Origin of the sequence: Cupriavidus sp. KK10 (assembly GCF_018223725.1) — a bacterium.
Taxonomy (GTDB): Bacteria; Pseudomonadota; Gammaproteobacteria; order Burkholderiales; family Burkholderiaceae; genus Cupriavidus; species Cupriavidus necator.
This window is the reverse complement of sequence record NZ_CP073678.1, coordinates 420,952-438,021: the sequence shown is the minus strand read 5'-3', so window position 1 is coordinate 438,021 and position 17,070 is coordinate 420,952. Positions and strand designations below refer to the sequence as shown.

Below are 17,070 nucleotides of genomic sequence, written 5' to 3'. Positions count from 1 at the left end.
ATACTATAAGCGAAAAGAGCACGAATGCTGAACGTGCTAACGGAGAGACAGAGGCGACTGTGAAAATTCAGAACACGATCAATGGCTTGAAAGCCACAACCGAGATCGAACCGAGGCGGCTACTGGTGCATTTTCTACGAGACCAGAAGCGGCTGACCGGTGTCCACATCGGTTGCGACACCTCCCAGTGCGGCGCCTGTACAGTGCTCGTCGACGGCACGACTGTGAAGTCGTGCACCGTGCTTGCCGCCCAGACCGATGGCTGCAGCCTGCATACGATCGAGGGAATGGAAGACGATCGCATCACGACTGTGCTGAAGCAAGCGTTCAATGAGCTCCATGGGCTGCAATGCGGATTCTGCACCCCGGGGATGCTGCTGGCGGCCCGGGCACTGCTTGCGCACCAGCCAGCGCCCGCGGAGAGCGATGTCAGGGATGCGCTGCATGGCAACCTGTGTCGCTGCACCGGGTACCAGAATATCGTCGATGCCGTCCTGCTTGCTGCGACACGCGTGCCGCAGGCGCCATCCGTCACTGCGGAGTCCTGAGATGAGCGAAGCACAGAACGGTAGTGCAACCAGGTTTATCGGCAAGTCCGTCAAGCGCCGCGAAGACAAGCGCCTGATGAGTGGCCAAGGCAGGTTTACAGACGATCATCAGTTCCCGGGAATGGTGTATGCGGCCTTCGTGCGATCGCCTTATGCCCATGCCATGGCAGGTGATATCGACACCTCGGCGGCGCTGGCACTGCCTGGTGTGATCGGCGTGCTGACCTATGCGGACATTGAGGGCAAGGTCGGCGATATCCGGCCGAACTGGGTGGTGGGCAACTCGAAGGTGCCTCCGCATCCTCCGCTTGCCGCCGGGCACGTGCGGTACGTGGGCGAAGCCGTGGCAATGGTGGTGGCGCAGACTCGCGAAATTGCCGCGGACGCCGCAGAGCTCGTCAATGTTGCCTACGAAGAGCTGCCACCTGTCGTCGATGCGGAAGCCGCGCTGTCAGACACCGCGCCCCAGCTTCACGACAACGTGCCGGGCAACCGCATCGGCGTGTTCCGGCTGAAGGGCGGCAACTACGAGGATGCGCTGAAGCAGGCCGACCGGGTCGTGTCGATCCGGCTGGTGAACCAGCGGCTGATACCCAGTCCGCTCGAGCCACGGGCCCTGTGCGCGAACTTCGACCCGGTCGATGAGCGCCTGACGTTTATCGTTCCGACACAGGTTCCGCATATGTCGAGGCGGTGGCTGGCGGAAACACTCGGCTGGCCCGAGAACCAGGTCCGGATCGTGGCTCCGGATATTGGCGGCGGATTCGGCGCGAAGATGCATTTCTATGCGGAAGAGATACTCGTGGCATTCGCGTCCAGGCACTTCGGCAGGCCCGTGAGCTGGACCGAGACGCGCAGCGAGAACTATGTCGCGACCACACACGGCCGCGCGCATACCGAGTACGTGGAAGCACCCGTCACCAGCGACGGCAAGGTGCTGGGGCTGCGCCTGCGCTCGTTTGCCAACCTTGGCGCCTATCTGTCGAATATGGCGACGGGGATTCCCACCATCAACACCGCCAACTACGTCACCGGCAACTACCAGATCTCATCCGTGGATGTGGAAGTCAACCTGGTGACGACCAATACCACGCCGGTAGATGCCTATCGCGGTGCCGGACGCCCGGAAGCCGCCTACATCATCGAGCGGATGATGGATGCCATTGCCGGGGAACTGGAGATCGACCCGGTGGAACTGCGGCGGCGCAACCTGGTGCAGCCGCATCAGTTTCCGTATCTGCCGCACGACGGTGCGCGCGGCAAATGGGACTCCGGCGACTACGAGGCGTGCCTGAACAAGGCAACCGAACTCATCGGCTACCGGCGCTGGCGCGAGGAGCAGGCGTTGCTGCGAGAGCAGGGGAAGTACATCGGCATCGGCGTGATCTGCTATCTCGAACTGGTGGGCGTGGGCATTTCGCCGATGATGGAGAAGGTCGGGTTCAACCGCGGCGGCTGGGAGAGCGCGCATATCCGGGTGCATTCCGATGGCAAGGTCACGCTGTTCAGCGGCTCGATGCCGCAAGGCCACGGCCACGCCACCAGCTATGCGCAGATCGTTGCGGAAGCCCTGCAGTTGCCGATGGAGGATATCGATGTCGTCCAGGGCGACACCGACCGCGTGCTGGCAGGCCATGGCACCTTCAATTCACGATCGATGCCCGTCGGGGGCAGCGCCGCCTATATGGCAGCGGGCAAGATCCTCGAGAAGGCGCGCCGGATCGCCGGCTTCATGCTAGAAGTCCCGGAAGAGGAGGTGCACTATGCGGATGGCCAATTCTCCAGCGCCGCGAATCCGGCCGTCCTTCCCTTCTCGCAGGTCGCAAGAATGGCCTATCTTGCGCACAAGCTGCCCCGGGGTTTTGAAGCAGGGCTGGATGAGCGCGTCTTCTATGAGCCGGTCGCGCTGGGCGCGCCGAACGGCTGCCATGCGGTGGTCGTGGAAGTCGATGCGGAGACCGGCGTGGTGACGATTCTCGACTATGTCGCGGTGGATGACGTCGGTGTCATGATCAACCCCATGCTTTGCCACGGCCAGATGCATGGCGGGATCGCCCAGGGGATCGGGCAGGCACTGTTCGAAGAGGCCAAATATGACGAGGCGGGGCAGCTGCTGTCGGGTTCACTGCTCGATTATGGCTTTCCGCGCATCGAGCAGATTCCTCGCATGCGCACCGGCTTCCATATCTCTCCTGCACCGTCGAACCCGCTGGGGGTCAAGGGCATCGGGGAGGCAGGCTGCGTCGGTGCGCCGCCCGCGGTCGTCGCGGCGGTATGCGACGCCTTGAAGCCATTCGGCATATCCCATCTCGATATGCCGCTGACGCCGCCGAAGGTCTGGCGCGCCATCCATGAGACGAGCCGGAGCGCAGCATGATTCCCTATGAAGTCGAGTACCTCCGGGCGAGCAGTGTGGAACAGGCGCTCTCCGTCCTGGCGCTGAACCCCGACGCCAAGATCCTGGCCGGCGGCCATACGCTGCTGCCGATGATGAAGCTCAGGCTGGCGAAGCCTGGCTTGCTGGTTGATATCGGCCGCCTGCCAGAACTCCGTGGCATCACGGTCCACGAGGATTCGGTGTCGATCGGCAGCGCCACGACCCACGCGGAACTGGAAGCGAGCGCAGCGCTGAAGCGGGTGGCGCCGCTGTTTTCCCTGGCCGCCGGCGTGATCGCCGATCCGACGGTCAGGAACCGTGGAACCATCGGTGGTGCGCTCGTCCACGCCGACCCGTCGGCCGACTGGCCGGCTGTCGCGCTTGCGCTGTGTGCGGAGATGGAAGTGGTGGGAAAGCAAGGCCCCAGGCGTATCCCCGCGGATGAGTTCTTCGTCGGCTTCATGTCCACGGCCGTGGAGCCCGACGAAGTCCTGACGCGCATCCATGTGCCATTGCCTACCCCGGGGCGGGTCAGCTATCGCAAGTTTCGCCACCCATCGTCCGGCTACGCGGTCGCTGCCGCCGCCGTCGCGATCGACGTTGGCGAGGACGGCCACGCAAGGGGACGGATCGGTGTCACCGGCGTCACCGATACCGCTTTCCGCGCAAGGGAGGGCGAGGCATTGCTGGAAGGAAACTTCACCGACCTGCGGGGCAGGGTTGATGCGGTCGTAGAAGCAGCGCTCGCCGGCGTGAGCCCGCTGGAAGACAATTTCGCCGACGGCGAATACCGGCTACAGCTTGGCAGGGTGATGCTGAAACGGGCTCTCCTCGATGTCCTGGAGCAGAGAGGCTGAGGCACCGGGACCCGGGGCAGGCTACGACTGTGCGGCAGTTCGTGGCCTTGCCCTGGGTTTGCTCGCCGAGGCATTCGAAGTCCCTGCCGCCACGGCAGCCTTCTTCTGACCCGCAGCAGCCAGCAGGCCGGTCAGCACGAACTGCTGGACACTTTGCCGCCATTGCGTCAGCGCGATCCTAGGGCGCGGGCTGGGTCCCGTCGGCCTGGCGCTGAAGAACATGCTGACACCGTGCACGGCAGACCATGCACACCGCACCATCATGTCGTCGAACTGCTCAGCCAGATGTTTTTCCCGGAAATAGTCCTGGACTCCGCTAGACAACAGCTGGTAAGACGCGCTGCCCGCCTCCAGCAACTCAGGATATTTCTCCTTGTCCTCGATCTGCGGCCCGAACATCAGGTAGAAAAGGGCAGGATTCTTGACGGCATATTCAATATAGCCATCCATGATCGTGAGCAGCCGCGCTTCGGCGCTCATCTCTGGGGAAAGCCGGGCCCGGCGTACGGCGAGCATTTCACGGAATCCTTCCGTGGCGATCGCAGCAAGCAGGCCTTCCTTGTCGGTAAACTGGTTGCGTGGCGCGCCGTGTGAAACTCCGGCAAGCTTGGCCGCGGAGCGCAGGGTCAGTCCATGAACGCCTTCGCTGGCCAGGATCTCGCGGCCGCAGCGGATCATTTCTTCCCGGAGGTTGCCGTGGTGATAGCCCTGGCGGATCGGGCGAGTCTTGGACGTGGTCATGGAATGCCGGTCGCATTGTGGTGTGAGGCCTCCATCTTAGCGCCAACCCATGCCGTTTCCCATGACGCCGCGTGCCGGATGATGGGGGAGCCATCGCGGTCGGAGTATGCTGCCTTGCCTCGCTTGCCAGCTAATGCGGCATGGGATCAATGACCTGGATGTCATCGAAGTCGATCAACGAACCGTCGAGGCGCTTCAGCGGCGGCGCCTCGATCTCCTTCCCGGTCCGCTTGTCCAGGAAGACCTTGGCGCGGCGTCCCGGCACCGGCGCCCACCGCTCGGCCCATGCCTTGAGGCTCAGGTACGTTGGCAGGAAATCGCGCGCGCTGTCGGTCAGGAAGTATGCGCAGCGTGTGCTGCCTTCGACCGGCCGGTGTATCAGCAGCCCAAAATCGGTCATGGCCTGCAGCCTGGCCTCAGAATATTCGGGGCTATACCGAGGCGGCGAGTGAACTCCTCGAAGCGCGTCGCGCCGTCATACGCTTCGCGCAGGATCAGGATGACCCAGCGCTCGCCCAGCACCGCCGCGGCGTGAGCAACAGAACATGACATCGCGGGGGATGCGTCTGGTTCATGGCTGCGTGGCTCCGGCGTAGGTCAGTTGCGCTACAGGGACGTCTGAAGTGCCTCCACGATTTCCACGGACAGCGCTTCCGAGCGGATGGCGCGGGCCAGCACCATGCCGCCGACCATGGCCGCCAGCGTCACGATGGCATCCTTGCGCGAAGCCGCGTCATCCTCGCCCTCAATCAGTTTGACCAGCGAGTTGACCCGTGCCTCGAAACGCCGGCGCGTCTTGGCATCGAGGCGTGATACATCGGTGCCAAGTGCGGCGATGGCGCAACCGGATCCCGGATTATCGCGGTGCTTCTTGCTCAGATACGCATTCACAATGGCTTCCTTGCGCCCCCGAGCGGGTGCCGTTGCCGCCGCATTTTCCAGGAACTCCATGGTCTGGTCGAAGGCGGCATCGACCGCCTCGGCAATCAAGGCGTCCTTGGAATCGAAGTGTGCGTAAAAGCCGCCATGGGTCATGCCGGCGTTCTTCATCAACTGCGCCACGCCGATGCCGTTGACGCCATGCTTGCGGAACTCCGTCGAGGCAGTCTTGACGATGTGCCTGTGGGTTTCAGCTTTCTGGTCGAGCGGATAGCGCATGATTGGACGAGGCGAGGGAATGTGTATCCATGCAATATATAGTATTACGAGCATCATTGCATCGGGCTCCTTCCTGAATCCGTCAAGCACTGAAATGCGGGAGGCGCAATGTTCCTTAGGGATAGCACCACCGTGATCCTGCTTGACCATGCCGGGTCGGCTGACTAGGATGTAGACGCTCGATACATAAGTGGGTGGAAAATCATATAAAGCGTAGATCTCGAAGTCTTGAGAAGCAGTGTACGGTGGGAGGAATAAGGCCACCGTTGCCTGCTGGTGACGGTGGTCCGCACCTGGGGCTCGTCGCCGCGGCCGCCGGGCGCGATGCTGGCGGTGCGTGATGACGGTCTGGTAGTGGGTTCGGTGTCAGGCGGCTGCATCGAGGACGACATTATCGATCGAACGCGCCGCGAAGGCATTGGCTACCAAAGCCCGGAGATAGTCCGATACGGCATCAGTGCCGAGGAGGCCCACCGATTTGGTCTTCCGTGCGGCGGCACCATCGAACTGGTCGCCGAGGCGGTGTCCGCGGCAAGCGGCTTGCGCGAACTGCTGGAGGCGGTGGAAGGCCGCCGGCTGGTGACACGCAGGCTCGACATGGCTACCGGCAACGCCACGCTCGAGCCTGCCATGGCCACCGACGGCCTGGTGTTCGATGGGAAGTCCCTGTCGACGATCCACGGGCCTCGCTATCGGCTGCTGGTGATCGGCGCCGGTCAGCTCTCGAAGTACCTCTGCGAGATCGCCGTCGGACTCGGCTTCGATGTAATAGTGTGCGACCCGCGCGAGGAGTATACGGAGACGTGGTCCATTCCCGGCGTCACCATGGTGCGCATCATGCCGGACGACACTGATGGAGTTGTCGCTGGATGAACGCAGTGCGGTGGTCGCGCTCACGCACGATCCCAAGCTGGACGACCTGGCTCTGATGGAGGCTTTGCGTACCCTGCCTTCTACGTCGAGGCGCTGGGATCGCGCCGCAGGCACGGCGCGAGCGCCTGAAGGAGTTCGACCTGACCAGCCGGCAGCTGGCGCGGCTTCATGGACCCGCGGGCATCTATATCGGCAGCCGCACGCCGCCGGAGATCGCCATAACGATTCTCGCCGAGGTAGTGGCGGCGAAGAGCCGTGTCTGCCTGCCGGACCACCTTAAGGTGGAAAAAGCCAAGTCCGCGCAGGAAGTGCGTGAGGATGTCGGCAGCGCGTGCGGAGTGCCGGTGCTTTCGTGACGGCGCCCCAACCCTGGCTCGCCGGGGTCGGGACGCCATGTCGGTATCACGTGGTGGCAGCTGGCGTGTCCGAGTTCCGATCGTTCATGTCGCCAGCAGTCGCCAAGGTGATGGGAGCACCCCAGAGCCGCTCGCTCTTCCCCGCAGGTACCTTGATCCGGTACCAGATCGCGTACATCGCGGGCAGGAACACCAGAGTCAACACCGTGCCGGCAAACGTGCCGCCGATCAGCGTGTAGGCCAAGGTTCCCCAGAACACCGAGTGTGTCAGCGGAATGAAGGCAAAGATCGCCGCCAGCGCGGTCAGGATCACCGGCCGGGCACGTTGCACGGTGGCTTCGACGACAGCGTCGAACGGGGCCAGCCCTTCGGACTTGTTCTGGTGGATCTGCCCGATCAGGATCAGTGTATTGCGCATCAGGATGCCCGACAGTGCGATCAGGCCGACCAGGGCATTGATGCCGAACGGCTGCCGAAACAGGAGCAGGGTCGGCACCACGCCGATCAGTCCCAGCGGGCTCGTCGCCAGCACCATGACCATGGCCGAAATCGAGCGCACCTGCAGAATGATGATCACCAGGGTCAAAGCCAGCATGATCGGAAACAGCGGCAGCAGCGCCTCGGTGGCCTTTGCCGATTCCTCGATGGCTCCCGCCTGCTCGATCCTGTAGCCGGCGGGCAGCTTGTCGATGACGGGCGCCAGTTGCTTATGGATGGCTGTTGACACATCGGGCGGTTGCAGCCCCTCGGCAATGTCGCCGCGCACCGTGATGGTGGGCGTGCGGTCGCGTCGGCGCAGGATCGGGTCTTCCATGCGCACGTCGACGGTGCCTACCTGCGAAAGCGGGATACGCTGCCCCGCGGCGCCGATCAACGTGAAGCCGGCGATCTTCTCCGGATCCAAGCGTATGTTTCCCGCCGCGCGCGCCAGGACCTGCACCGAGCGGATGTCCTCGCGGACTTCGGTGACGGGCAAGCCACTGAGCAGGAACTGGAGTTGCTGCGCGACCCCGCTGGAAGTCAGGCCGACGGCCTGCAGCCGGTCCTGCTGGAGCGCAAAGTGCAGGGCGGGCGTGCGCGTTCCCCAGTCGGTATTGACCGTACGCATCAGTGGGCTGGCCTCCATGACCTTTCCCATATCCGCGGCGATGTCACGCAGCTTGTCGGGGTCGGGGCCGGAGACACGGAACGCCACCGGGAAGGGCGAGTAAGGCCCGAATACCAGCTGGGTGACGCGCACGCGGGCCTCCGGCGCGAGTCCGTCGGCGATCGCCTTGCGCAGCCGGACCTTCAGGGCCTCGCGTTCCTCCTGGCTTCCCGTCAGCACGATGATCTTGGCGAAGGAAGGATCGGGCAGCTCAGGTGCCAGTGCCAGGTAGAAGCGGGGCGCACCTTGGCCTACGTAGGCCGTGACGATCTTTGCCTCTGTCTGCCTGGCGAGCCATGCTTCTACCTTGGCGGTGGCCGCGCTGGTCTGGTTGATGGAAGCTCCATAAGGCATCTGGACTTCGACCAGCACCTCGGGCCGGTCCGACGTCGGGAAGAATTGCTTCTTCACCAGGCTCATGCCAAGCACGGCCACCACGAAGGTGCCCACCACGATGCCGGCGACGATCCACTTGCGCCGGATGACGCGCCCTAGCAGATTGCGGAAGCGGTTGTAGTTCGGGGTGTCATAGACGGTACCGTGACCTTCTGCCTTCCGGATCTCAGGAAGCAGCTTGACACCCAGGTATGGCGTGAAGGCGACGGCAACTATCCACGACGCGATCAGGGCAATGCCCACGATCCAGAACATGTTGCTGGTGTATTCGCCGGCCGTGGAGCGGGCAAAGCCATTGGGCATGAAACCGATCGCGGTCACCAGCGTGCCGGACAGCATCGGCGCGGCAGTGTGGCTCCAGGCATAGGCGGAGGCGGCAACGCGGCTGTAGCCTTCCTCCATCTTCACCACCATCATCTCGATGGCGATGATGGCGTCGTCCACCAGCAGGCCCAGTGCCAGGATCAGCGCGCCCAGTGTGATGCGGTCGAAGTTCTTGCCTGTGGCCGCCATGACGACGAACACGGCGGCCAGCGTCAGTGGCACGGCCGCCGCGACGACGATCCCGACGCGCCAGCCCATGCTCAGGAAACTGACCACCATGACCACCAGGAGTGCGACGAAGAACTTGACCATGAACTCGCCGACCGCCGAGCTGATATTGACAGACTGGTCGGTCACCTTGGTCAGGCTCATGCCCAGTGGCAAGCCGGCATTGATTGTCGCCACTTCTGTTTCCAGCGCCTTGCCCAGATCCAGGCCGTTCCAGCCCTCGCGCATCACGATGCCGAGCAGCAGCGCGGGTTCGCCGTTATTGCGGATCAGGAATGTCGCCGGGTCCTCGTAGCCGCGCTCGACCGTGGCGATATCCGACAGCTTCAAGGTCCGCCCCTGGGCCACCACTGGCGTGTCGCGGATCTTCTGCAGCTTGTCGAAGGCGCCGTCGAGGCGAATGAATACCTGAGGGCCTGCGGTATCGATCGATCCGGCCGGCGTGAGGACGTTCTGGCTGTTGAGGGCGGAGAAGATGTCCTGCGGCGCGACACCCAGCGTGGCTAGCCGGTCATGGGAAAAGGCCACAAAGATGCGTTCCGGCTGTTCGCCGATGATGTTCACCTTCTTCACGCCCGCTACATGCAGCAGGCGCTGTCGCAGCTTTTCGGCGTCGCGGGCCAGCAGCCTTTGCGGCTCTCCCTTGGCCTTGAGCGCGAACAGGGCAAAGGTCACATCCGAATACTCGTCGTTAACGATGGGACCAATGACGCCGGCGGGCAGAAAGGCCGATTCATCGCGCAGCTTCTTGCGCGCCTGATAGAACTCTTCCTCGACTTTGGCGGGCGGCGTGCTGTCGAGCAGGGTCACCGTGGTAAAGGCCAGGCCGGGACGGGTATAGGTCTCCGTGCGGTCATACCAGCGCAGTTCCTGCATGCGCTTTTCCAGCCGTTCCACTACCTGGTCCTGCATTTCCTGCGTGGTGGCCCCGGGCCACACCGTGACCACGGTCATGGTCTTGACCGTGAAGGCGGGATCCTCCGCCCGGCCGAGCTCGAAAAAGGCGATGACACCCGCCACCGATACCAGGATGATCAGGAACAGCGTGACGGATCGCTCGCGGACGGCGAGCGCGGAAAGGTTGAAGCCACTCATTGCTGCACTCCACGTCCAGACTCGCGGGCGGCCACGGTTTCATTGGTAGCGAAGCGGACCTGCTCGCCTTCGCGCAGGAGATGGGCGCCAAGCGCCACGATCCTGTCGCCGATCCTGAGGTCACCGGCGACGCGCGCGGCGTCGTCACCGAGACCGCGGACCTTCACCGGGCGCCAGCTGACACGATTGAGCTTTGGATCGAGCACCCACACGCCCGGACCCTTGCCGGCATCGTGCAGCGCGCCGATCGGTACCTGCAGATCGGATTGCGCCGTGGCAGCATTGCTTTCTGGGAGCCGGATGGTCACGGTCGCGCCGAGCGGGGCTTCGGCCAGCGCGCCTTCCAGCACATACCTCGCTTCATATGTCCGGGTCTGCCGGTCTGCTGCATCCGAAAGCTGCCTGAGCTTCGCCGGCACGGTCCCGCTGTCCTTGCCATAGAGGGTTGCCTGGCCGACGGAGCCCATGGCAGGACGCAGGGTTTCCGGCAGGTGGACGATGGCCTCGCGGCGACCGGCGTGCGCGACGCGCACGACGATCTGGCCGGCGCTGACAACCTGGCCGGCGTCAGCCAGCGTTTCGACGACCACGCCATCGGCGTCGGCTACCAGTACCGCATAGCCCGTAGCGTTCCTTGCCACGTCGGCCTGGGCTTCCGCCGCATTGAGTTGCGCCCGGGCCGAGTCCGCTGCAGCTTTCACCTGGTCATAGGCCGAGGCCGATACGGCGCCAGATCCCACCAGGTCGCGGTAGCGGGCTTCGTCTTCCGCGGTTTGCCTGGCCCGTGCCTTGGCGGCCACGACTGCCTCCTGCTGTGCGTGGGCGGCCAGCTTCAGGTCGTTGGGATCGATCCGCATGAGTGGCTGGCCGCGCCTGACCGTCTGCCCGGCATCGACCAGTCGCTCCAGCACTTTCCCGGAGACGCGAAAACCCAGGTCGCCTTGGACGCGGGCAGCAACGGTTCCCGTGAATGACCGGGACGAGACAGACGTGGCCTGAACGGTTTCGATCCTGACTAGTGGAGCCTGGGTACGTGGATCCGGCTCGGCCTTTTCGCCACACGCGGCCAAGGCGACGGGCAAGAGGCAACTTGCGGCGGAAGAGGCAAAGCGACGCGAAAGCATGAGGTCTCTCCTGAAAGGCAGGACCCAAGTATTGCTCGTGTGACTATTTTCGTCAACAGTCACTACTGAAAAGTGGCGATCAAGGCGCCAAGCTGCGTAGGATGAGGCTGGAAAGCAGGGCCGGCGCCTCTTCGGCAAGATCCAGGTTGTGCTGGAGCAGCAGCGGATCGAAAAACGGGCGCATGGTCAGGTAGATGGCGCTGGTCATCTCGTCCAGCGGTGTCTTGCGTTCGAACTCTCCCGAGTCCCGCCCATCCCGGATGATCTGCAGGATCAGTTGCCTGATGTGGACTTCATAGGCATTCACCGGCGGCCACTTCTCCGCGGCCGCGGCTGCGGCAATGGCGTAGAGCTTGCGGTCCTGGAAGAACAGGCGGACACCTTCTTCCACCAACGAGCGGAATAGCCGGCGCAACCGCTCCGATGACGTGGGTACGTCGGCCAGAGCTTTGTCCACTGCCTGGACGACGGCGTCCAGACAGTTTGCGCAGATCACTTCGCCGATGGCCTGCTTGGAATCGTAGAACTTGTAGATATACGCCTTGGAGAAGCCGATCGCCTTGGCCAGGTCGGACACCGTCGTCTTCTCATAGCCATAGAGACTGAAGTGCTCGGTGGCCGCCTCCACGATCTGGGAGCGGATGGTGTGCTCGGAGGGCCCCCGCTGGGAAGGCGCATTGGTATTGGTTTCGGTCATGCCCCGAGATTACCGCGTGAATTGCCGATTGACAACGAGTAACTATTTTATAAAATAGTCACTAACTTCCTTTTCCAGAGTCCAGCGGTTATGTCTTCCCACCGTCTCTTTGTCCCTTTGCTGAGTGTTGCCATAGCAGCAGGCTGCGCGGTCGGACCCGACTACAGCCGGCCGGACGCCCCCGTGTCGGACCGATACCTGGGCCAGCCGCTGGTTGAGCAACGGCACGCGGCATCCACGGCGGAACTCGTGAAATGGTGGGAAGGGTTTGGCGATCCGCAGCTGACCCGCCTGGTGTCGGTGGCGCTCGAACAGAACCTGGACCTGGCCCAGGCGACGGCACGGGTGGACCAGGCTCGCGCCGGGCTCGGCGCCGCCACCGCGGCGTTGCTGCCTTCGGCCAGCGCGAGCGCACAGGCGGCGAGGAGCTACCAGTCGATCGAAACGCCGCTGGGACGGCTGCAAAACGCCACGCCGGGCTTCGACAGGTATGGCAGCAGCTATGAAGCGAATCTCGGCGCGTCCTGGGAGCTCGATGTGTTCGGCGGCCTGCGGCGCGGGCGCGAGGCGGCGCTTGCCGACTATCGCGCCTCGGAAGCGGGCGCCGCGGCCACGCGGCTCGCCGTGGCCGCGCAAACCGCGGACCTCTACATCACGATACGCGGCCTGCAGGCCCGCCTTGCCATCGCCACGCGGCAGGTGGAAACGCAACAGAAGTTGCTATCGACCGTTGGACTGCTTTATGGCAAGGGTCTGGCGGCCGAGCTGGAAGTGCGGCAGGCCGAAGGTGCCCTAGCGGAAGTGCAGGCCTCCATCCCGGTACTCGAGACAGGACTCGATGCAGCGCTGAACGCGCTGGACGTGATGCTCGGTGTACCGCCCGGGACGTACCGCACCGAACTGGAGGGCACGAAAGCCATCCCTGTTGCCCCGCAGATCACCGGCGTGGGGTCGCCCGCGGACCTGCTGCGGCGCCGGCCCGATCTCATCGTCGCGGAGCGGCGGCTGGCTGCGGCCAATGCCCGCATTGGGGTCGCCATTGCGGAGTACTACCCGAAATTCTCATTGGGGGCGTTGCTGGGCAGCGCCACATCCGTGGCTAGCGGGAATCTCTTTTCCGCCGGCGCGAGCCAGGCGGCAGGCGTGGTCGGTTTGCGCTGGCGCCTATTCGATTTCGGCCGCATCAATGCGCAGATCGACCTCGCGCGGGGGCAGGGGGCCGAATCGCTGGCTGCCTATCGCCAGGCCGTCCTGCGCGCCACGGAGGATGTCGAGAACGCCTTCTCCGCGCTAGTCAAGCGTGAGGAGCAGGCCGGCACGCTGGCACGAGGAGAGACTTCACTGAGCCAGGCGCGAAACGCGTCGTTTGCCGCCTACCAGAAAGGTGTTGTGCGCCTGATAGAGGTGCTGCATGCGGACGAGCGGCTCCTGCAAACCTCCGATGCAAGGGCCCAGGCGCAGGCCGAATCCGCCCGCGCCGCCGTTGCGGCATTCAAGGCGCTTGGTGGCGGCTGGGAGCCGGCAGGGGCTTGATGATTGGGCCGCTGCCCGATCAGGTCATCTCATTCTGTCCTTAAATGCGGGATGTTCGTCATTCATGTCATTGAGTCGGGCCTTATCCTAGTGTTGTCGGCGCAGGAGCGATTGACTCAAACCAATGAAGGGAATCACATGAAGGCATTAAAGACGCTCATCACAACAGTGGTGATCACCGGCGCGATTAGCGGCGCGGCATTGGCCGCGGGCACTGCCCCTGCGCCTGCCACGGACGCCGGCAAGACCACGGTCGTGCTCGTACACGGCGCCTTTGCCGACGGGTCGGCCTGGGACAAGGTGGTCCCGCTGCTGCAGGCCAAGGGCCTCAACGTGGTCTCGGTCCAGGCCCCGCTGACCTCGCTGGCCGATGATGTCGCGGCCACTCGCCGCGCGCTGGACAGGCAGACCGGGCCGGTCGTGCTGGTGGGGCACTCATGGGGCGGTGTGGTGATCTCCGAAGCGGGTCAGGACACGCGCGTCAAGGCGCTGGTCTATGTCGCGGCGTTCGCGCCCGAGGAAGGCCAGTCGGTGGCAGACCTGGTCAAGGATTACCCGACACCGAACGGGTCGAAATTCCTTGTCGCCGACAAGGCGGGATTCGTCACCCTGAGCGCCGAAGGCGTGGCGAAACACTTCGCCCAGGACGTCCCTGCAGCCCGGACAAGGATCATGGCCGTCAGCCAGGGCCCCGTGAGGGGAAAGAACTTCGAAGAAGCGATCACCGTGGCCGCCTGGAAAACCAAGCCGTCCTGGTATGTCCTTACCGAGCGTGATCACATGATCCAGCCAGCGCTGCAGAAAGCGATGGCACAGAAGATCTCCGCCCATATCGTAAGCCTGCCGACGAGCCATGTGCCGCAGTTGTCGAGGCCGAAGCAAGTGGCCGATGCCATCGCCGCGGCAGCGGCGCAAGCGTCGGACTGATCGAGCCAGCCGAACCGGTCGACCGACAGGTTCACCAACCGGTTCACCGAAATTGCTCGAGGCGTCCGGTGAATCGCGCCCCCACGCCTGGCCTGAGCAACGTGGCTCAAGGGCATCGCGCGCACTGCCCAGCTCACCGTCAACGGGTGGCGGTGCTGGGCGTGGCGGCGGCGATCGTGCGCCGCGATCGGCACCTCTGTCGAGTTGATCCGTAACACGCCGTTCCTGCCCCAGCTCTTCTTCCTCTTCGTCGGCCTGCCGAGCCTGGGCGTGAACGCTAGCAGCAGGACAATCATGGGCAATGCCCCCCGCGGTCTCTCGCTTCAGGCGCACATCGAAAGCCGAAGATTATTCGCAATCGCGCAAATCCAACAAAGGTGAAAAAATGCTGAGTGTTGTCGTAAAGAAAGGAATGGATACCACGTTCATGCTGGAGGAGGTTGGCGAGCCCATCCCTGGTCCTCACGAGGCAATCGTCAGCGTCGAGGCCGTCTCGCTCAATCTGGGTGAAGTGCGCCTTGGAATCATGCAGATGACCGCCGACACCCGTCCTGGCTGGGACTTCGCCGGAACAGTCGAGCGCTCGGCAGCGGACGGAAGCGGGCCTGAGGTCGGCACCAGGGTCGTCGGCTTTACAGAGGGTGGAGGGTGGGCTCAGAGGATTGCAATCGGAACGCGCGCTCTGGCTGAACTGCCGCCCGCTGTGACCGTTCAGCAGGCTGCGACGCTACCGGTCGCTGGCCTGACCGCGCTCCGCGCGCTTGCCAAGGGTGGGCTCCTCCTTGGCCAAAAGGTCCTGATCAACGGCGCGTCGGGCGGCGTTGGCCACCTTGCGTGCCAGATCGCGAGCGCATCCGGTGCCAAGATCGTTGCGGCCATCCGACAGGACAAGCATTGCTCGCAAGCCTTTGCCGATGGCGCACATGAGGTCATCGTCGATCCGAGCCTTGCGGCGGCTCACCAGTTCGGTCCTTTTGACCTGATCCTGGAATCTGTCGGAGGCGTGGCGCTTGCGAACGCCTTGACCATGTTGTCACGTCAGGGCGTGTGTGTGTCTTACGGCAATTCCTCACGAGATGTGGCGTCGGTCGACGTGAGTAAACTCTATCTGACGGGAAGCCCGCGCCTGGAAGCTATGTTTCTGGTTTCTGAAATGCAGCACGAGGCGCCTTCCATTGGGCTGTCGCGCCTAGTCCGGGCAGTCGAGATCGGACAGATCAAGCCGCGAATCGAGGTGGAAGCTCCCTGGGAGGAGGTCGATTCAATCGCAAAACAACTGTTCAACCGACAGATAGCCGGCAAGGCAGTGCTCAACATTTCCTGAGCAAGCTGCATTCCGTCTCCCAGTCCATCGACTGGCTCCAGCCGGGCCGTGTGAGCGGGCCCGCTGCACAGAGGCGCTGTTCCTCGACAAGCAAGATCTCTTCGAGCGTTGGGTGGTGCGCCACAAGTGCGCCCGGCCGTCCGAGGGAGTGGGGACACCCTCGAGGGCTTGGCAGGAATCACCGAGACGGCGACGATCACCACGATATAGATCATGGTGTCCTTTACAAAGGCAATCATCGCGGGCGCGCGCAAGCCGCTGGAATACGTGTAGACGGCCAGAATCGCGAAAGCGACCTTCAACGGTATCTCGCCATGACGCCGAACCCCTTGATCACTACCTGCATGCCGACGAGTTGCAAGGCAATATACGGTTGCGTTGCAACGATGGGCCTATTGCCATGCCCTTATACAAAACGCGGCCGGCATGCGGCTAGAAAAAGCCGTTTACGTTCAATTGACATAGCAGAGGGGCTTGTTAACTGCGTCGCAAAGGCGTTTACTTGTGCCTGTTGCCCCGGTGCGAAGAAATTGTCGTTCGGGAACTGGGGCATGGGTACCACCCCGCACCTTGCCGCGGCTGACGTGCGCGTCCAGACCGGCATCGCCTCGCTGGATGTGCGCTACAAAGGCGCCGCACCCATCATCCAGGACCTGCTGGGGCGCCAGCTCGACTTTGCCTTCCTGCCGCTGGCCGGAAGCACGCTCGACATGATCCGCAGCGGCAAGCTCAAGGCGGTGGCGATGGCCACGCGCGAACGCAATGCAAGCCAGCCGGATGTGCCGGCGGCCAGCGAAAGCAAGCTGCTCAAGAACTTCGATTACAAGGTCTGGCCGGGGATCTTCGTGCGCAAGGAAACGCCGGAGTCGGTCGTGGCGATGCTGCACCAGCAGATCTCGCGGATCGTCAACGGCGACGCGTACCAGAAGTGGTCACGCGACACCGGCAACCAGCCCATGGTGCCGAGGACGCTCGCCGAGGCTTCAGCCTTCTACCAGGCGGAACGGCAACGCAATGCGCGCGTCGTTGCGTCGATCAAGCTGGCGCCGCAATAAGAGGGCACCGTCATGAGGTACCGCGACGATGGCGCGTGGTCGCGATCGAGGCGGTTGGCACCTCGTCTCAGGGTTATCTTGAGCACCAGGGTGAAGAAATGGGCTATGGAGCTTTAATTGACGGTGGACCGGCAGAAGGCGATTGTAAAGAGAGGCGATTCCTTTTTCTTTCTTTTGCACCTCCACACGGCTACAGGAATATCGGCTCCATCGATGCCCGGGTGCTGTGGGTCAATACTCCGCAAAGCTTCTAGAGCGCCGCCAGCGAGGAGGCAGCCGACTGCTCCGAAGCTATCGCCGCTGCCTTGTA

At 63.5% G+C, this 17,070-nt stretch carries 15 protein-coding genes and 3 pseudogenes; 10 read left to right on the top strand and 8 right to left on the bottom strand.

What is annotated here, in order from left to right; all coding sequences use genetic code 11:
• Positions 1-59: 59 nt before the first annotated feature.
• Genes KB879_RS33310 through KB879_RS33300 form a run of 3 tightly spaced genes read left to right on the top strand, consistent with a single transcriptional unit; the run spans position 60 to position 3,782 of the window.
• The gene (locus KB879_RS33310; RefSeq protein WP_211983763.1) at positions 60-548 is read left to right on the top strand and encodes a (2Fe-2S)-binding protein; all 489 of its coding nucleotides are present in this window, start codon (positions 60-62) and stop codon (positions 546-548) included.
• On the top strand, positions 436-2,925 hold the full coding sequence (locus KB879_RS33305) for a xanthine dehydrogenase family protein molybdopterin-binding subunit (RefSeq protein ID WP_249221574.1): 2,490 nt from the start codon (positions 436-438) through the stop codon (positions 2,923-2,925). The genes KB879_RS33310 and KB879_RS33305 overlap by 113 nt, the downstream gene beginning before the upstream one ends.
• A complete protein-coding gene (locus tag KB879_RS33300; protein ID WP_211983761.1) occupies positions 2,922-3,782 on the top strand; it encodes a xanthine dehydrogenase family protein subunit M in 861 nt (286 codons plus the stop codon). The genes KB879_RS33305 and KB879_RS33300 overlap by 4 nt, the downstream gene beginning before the upstream one ends.
• A gap of 21 nt (positions 3,783-3,803) precedes the next feature.
• Here the strand turns inward: KB879_RS33300 and KB879_RS33295 are convergent, their stop codons facing one another.
• The 4 genes from KB879_RS33295 to KB879_RS33280 all read right to left on the bottom strand — a co-directional run bounded on the left by KB879_RS33295 (position 3,804) and on the right by KB879_RS33280 (position 5,831).
• Positions 3,804-4,523 carry a TetR/AcrR family transcriptional regulator gene (locus tag KB879_RS33295; RefSeq protein ID WP_211983758.1) on the bottom strand — a complete coding sequence of 240 codons (720 nt, stop codon included), beginning with the start codon at positions 4,521-4,523 and terminating at the stop codon, positions 3,804-3,806.
• Positions 4,524-4,653: 130 nt separating this feature from the next.
• Positions 4,654-4,923 (bottom strand): hypothetical protein, encoded by a 270-nt coding sequence (locus KB879_RS33290; RefSeq protein WP_211983756.1) that lies wholly within the window; start codon positions 4,921-4,923, stop codon positions 4,654-4,656.
• Entirely contained in the window at positions 4,920-5,075 is a 156-nt protein-coding gene (locus tag KB879_RS40565) for a helix-turn-helix domain-containing protein (protein ID WP_211983754.1), read from the bottom strand. The genes KB879_RS33290 and KB879_RS40565 overlap by 4 nt, the downstream gene beginning before the upstream one ends.
• A gap of 54 nt (positions 5,076-5,129) precedes the next feature.
• Positions 5,130-5,831: a TetR/AcrR family transcriptional regulator gene (locus tag KB879_RS33280; RefSeq protein ID WP_249221491.1), complete on the bottom strand. Its 702-nt coding sequence runs from the start codon at positions 5,829-5,831 to the stop codon at positions 5,130-5,132.
• 120 nt (positions 5,832-5,951) lie between these two features.
• Between KB879_RS33280 and KB879_RS33275 the strand changes: the two are divergent.
• Positions 5,952-6,910 (top strand): annotated as a pseudogene (locus tag KB879_RS33275) (XdhC family protein).
• 46 nt (positions 6,911-6,956) lie between these two features.
• Here the strand turns inward: KB879_RS33275 and KB879_RS33270 are convergent.
• From KB879_RS33270 to KB879_RS33260, 3 genes are all read right to left on the bottom strand, one after another.
• Positions 6,957-10,100 carry an efflux RND transporter permease subunit gene (locus tag KB879_RS33270; protein ID WP_211983752.1) on the bottom strand — a complete coding sequence of 1,048 codons (3,144 nt, stop codon included), beginning with the start codon at positions 10,098-10,100 and terminating at the stop codon, positions 6,957-6,959.
• A complete protein-coding gene (locus KB879_RS33265; protein WP_211983750.1) occupies positions 10,097-11,224 on the bottom strand; it encodes an efflux RND transporter periplasmic adaptor subunit in 1,128 nt (375 codons plus the stop codon). Before KB879_RS33265 ends, KB879_RS33270 begins: the two co-directional genes overlap by 4 nt.
• Positions 11,225-11,303: 79 nt before the next feature.
• Positions 11,304-11,921, bottom strand: coding sequence for a TetR/AcrR family transcriptional regulator (locus KB879_RS33260; protein ID WP_211983748.1), 618 nt, complete (start codon positions 11,919-11,921; stop codon positions 11,304-11,306).
• Between the two features lie 90 nt (positions 11,922-12,011).
• Between KB879_RS33260 and KB879_RS33255 the strand changes: the two genes are divergently transcribed.
• The 4 genes and pseudogenes from KB879_RS33255 to KB879_RS33245 all read left to right on the top strand — a co-directional run bounded on the left by KB879_RS33255 (position 12,012) and on the right by KB879_RS33245 (position 15,705).
• The gene (locus KB879_RS33255) at positions 12,012-13,454 is read left to right on the top strand and encodes an efflux transporter outer membrane subunit (RefSeq protein WP_211983746.1); all 1,443 of its coding nucleotides are present in this window, start codon (positions 12,012-12,014) and stop codon (positions 13,452-13,454) included.
• 138 nt (positions 13,455-13,592) lie between these two features.
• Entirely contained in the window at positions 13,593-14,381 is a 789-nt protein-coding gene (locus KB879_RS33250) for an alpha/beta fold hydrolase (protein WP_211984338.1), read from the top strand.
• A gap of 114 nt (positions 14,382-14,495) precedes the next feature.
• Positions 14,496-14,663 (top strand): annotated as a pseudogene (locus KB879_RS39735) (amino acid ABC transporter permease); the annotation flags it as partial.
• Positions 14,664-14,682: 19 nt separating this feature from the next.
• Positions 14,683-15,705, top strand: a complete 1,023-nt coding sequence (locus KB879_RS33245) for a zinc-binding dehydrogenase (protein WP_211983744.1) — start codon at positions 14,683-14,685, stop codon at positions 15,703-15,705.
• 167 nt (positions 15,706-15,872) lie between these two features.
• Here KB879_RS33245 and KB879_RS33240 read toward each other — a convergent pair.
• Positions 15,873-16,093: pseudogene (locus KB879_RS33240) on the bottom strand (sodium:solute symporter); the annotation flags it as partial.
• Between the two features lie 163 nt (positions 16,094-16,256).
• Here KB879_RS33240 and KB879_RS33235 point away from each other — a divergent pair.
• On the top strand, positions 16,257-16,760 hold the full coding sequence (locus KB879_RS33235; RefSeq protein WP_211983742.1) for a tripartite tricarboxylate transporter substrate-binding protein: 504 nt from the start codon (positions 16,257-16,259) through the stop codon (positions 16,758-16,760).
• 35 nt (positions 16,761-16,795) lie between these two features.
• Positions 16,796-17,014, top strand: coding sequence for a cupin domain-containing protein (locus KB879_RS33230; protein WP_211983740.1), 219 nt, complete (start codon positions 16,796-16,798; stop codon positions 17,012-17,014).
• Positions 17,015-17,070: the final 56 nt, after the last annotated feature.

Bases quoted from the DNA above. Each gene is read 5' to 3' on its own strand.
- KB879_RS33305 (WP_249221574.1), top strand. From the start codon at position 436: ATGCGCTGCATGGCAACCTGTGTCGCTGCACCGGGTACCAGAATATCG.
- KB879_RS33300 (WP_211983761.1), top strand. From the start codon at position 2,922: ATGATTCCCTATGAAGTCGAGTACCTCCGGGCGAGCAGTGTGGAACAG.
- KB879_RS33295 (WP_211983758.1), bottom strand. From the start codon at position 4,523: ATGACCACGTCCAAGACTCGCCCGATCCGCCAGGGCTATCACCACGGC.
- KB879_RS33290 (WP_211983756.1), bottom strand. From the start codon at position 4,923: ATGACCGATTTTGGGCTGCTGATACACCGGCCGGTCGAAGGCAGCACA.
- KB879_RS40565 (WP_211983754.1), bottom strand. From the start codon at position 5,075: ATGTCATGTTCTGTTGCTCACGCCGCGGCGGTGCTGGGCGAGCGCTGG.
- KB879_RS33280 (WP_249221491.1), bottom strand. From the start codon at position 5,831: ATGGTCAAGCAGGATCACGGTGGTGCTATCCCTAAGGAACATTGCGCC.
- KB879_RS33270 (WP_211983752.1), bottom strand. From the start codon at position 10,100: ATGAGTGGCTTCAACCTTTCCGCGCTCGCCGTCCGCGAGCGATCCGTC.
- KB879_RS33265 (WP_211983750.1), bottom strand. From the start codon at position 11,224: ATGCTTTCGCGTCGCTTTGCCTCTTCCGCCGCAAGTTGCCTCTTGCCC.
- KB879_RS33260 (WP_211983748.1), bottom strand. From the start codon at position 11,921: ATGACCGAAACCAATACCAATGCGCCTTCCCAGCGGGGGCCCTCCGAG.
- KB879_RS33255 (WP_211983746.1), top strand. From the start codon at position 12,012: ATGTCTTCCCACCGTCTCTTTGTCCCTTTGCTGAGTGTTGCCATAGCA.
- KB879_RS33250 (WP_211984338.1), top strand. From the start codon at position 13,593: ATGAAGGCATTAAAGACGCTCATCACAACAGTGGTGATCACCGGCGCG.
- KB879_RS33245 (WP_211983744.1), top strand. From the start codon at position 14,683: ATGCCCCCCGCGGTCTCTCGCTTCAGGCGCACATCGAAAGCCGAAGAT.
- KB879_RS33235 (WP_211983742.1), top strand. From the start codon at position 16,257: ATGGGTACCACCCCGCACCTTGCCGCGGCTGACGTGCGCGTCCAGACC.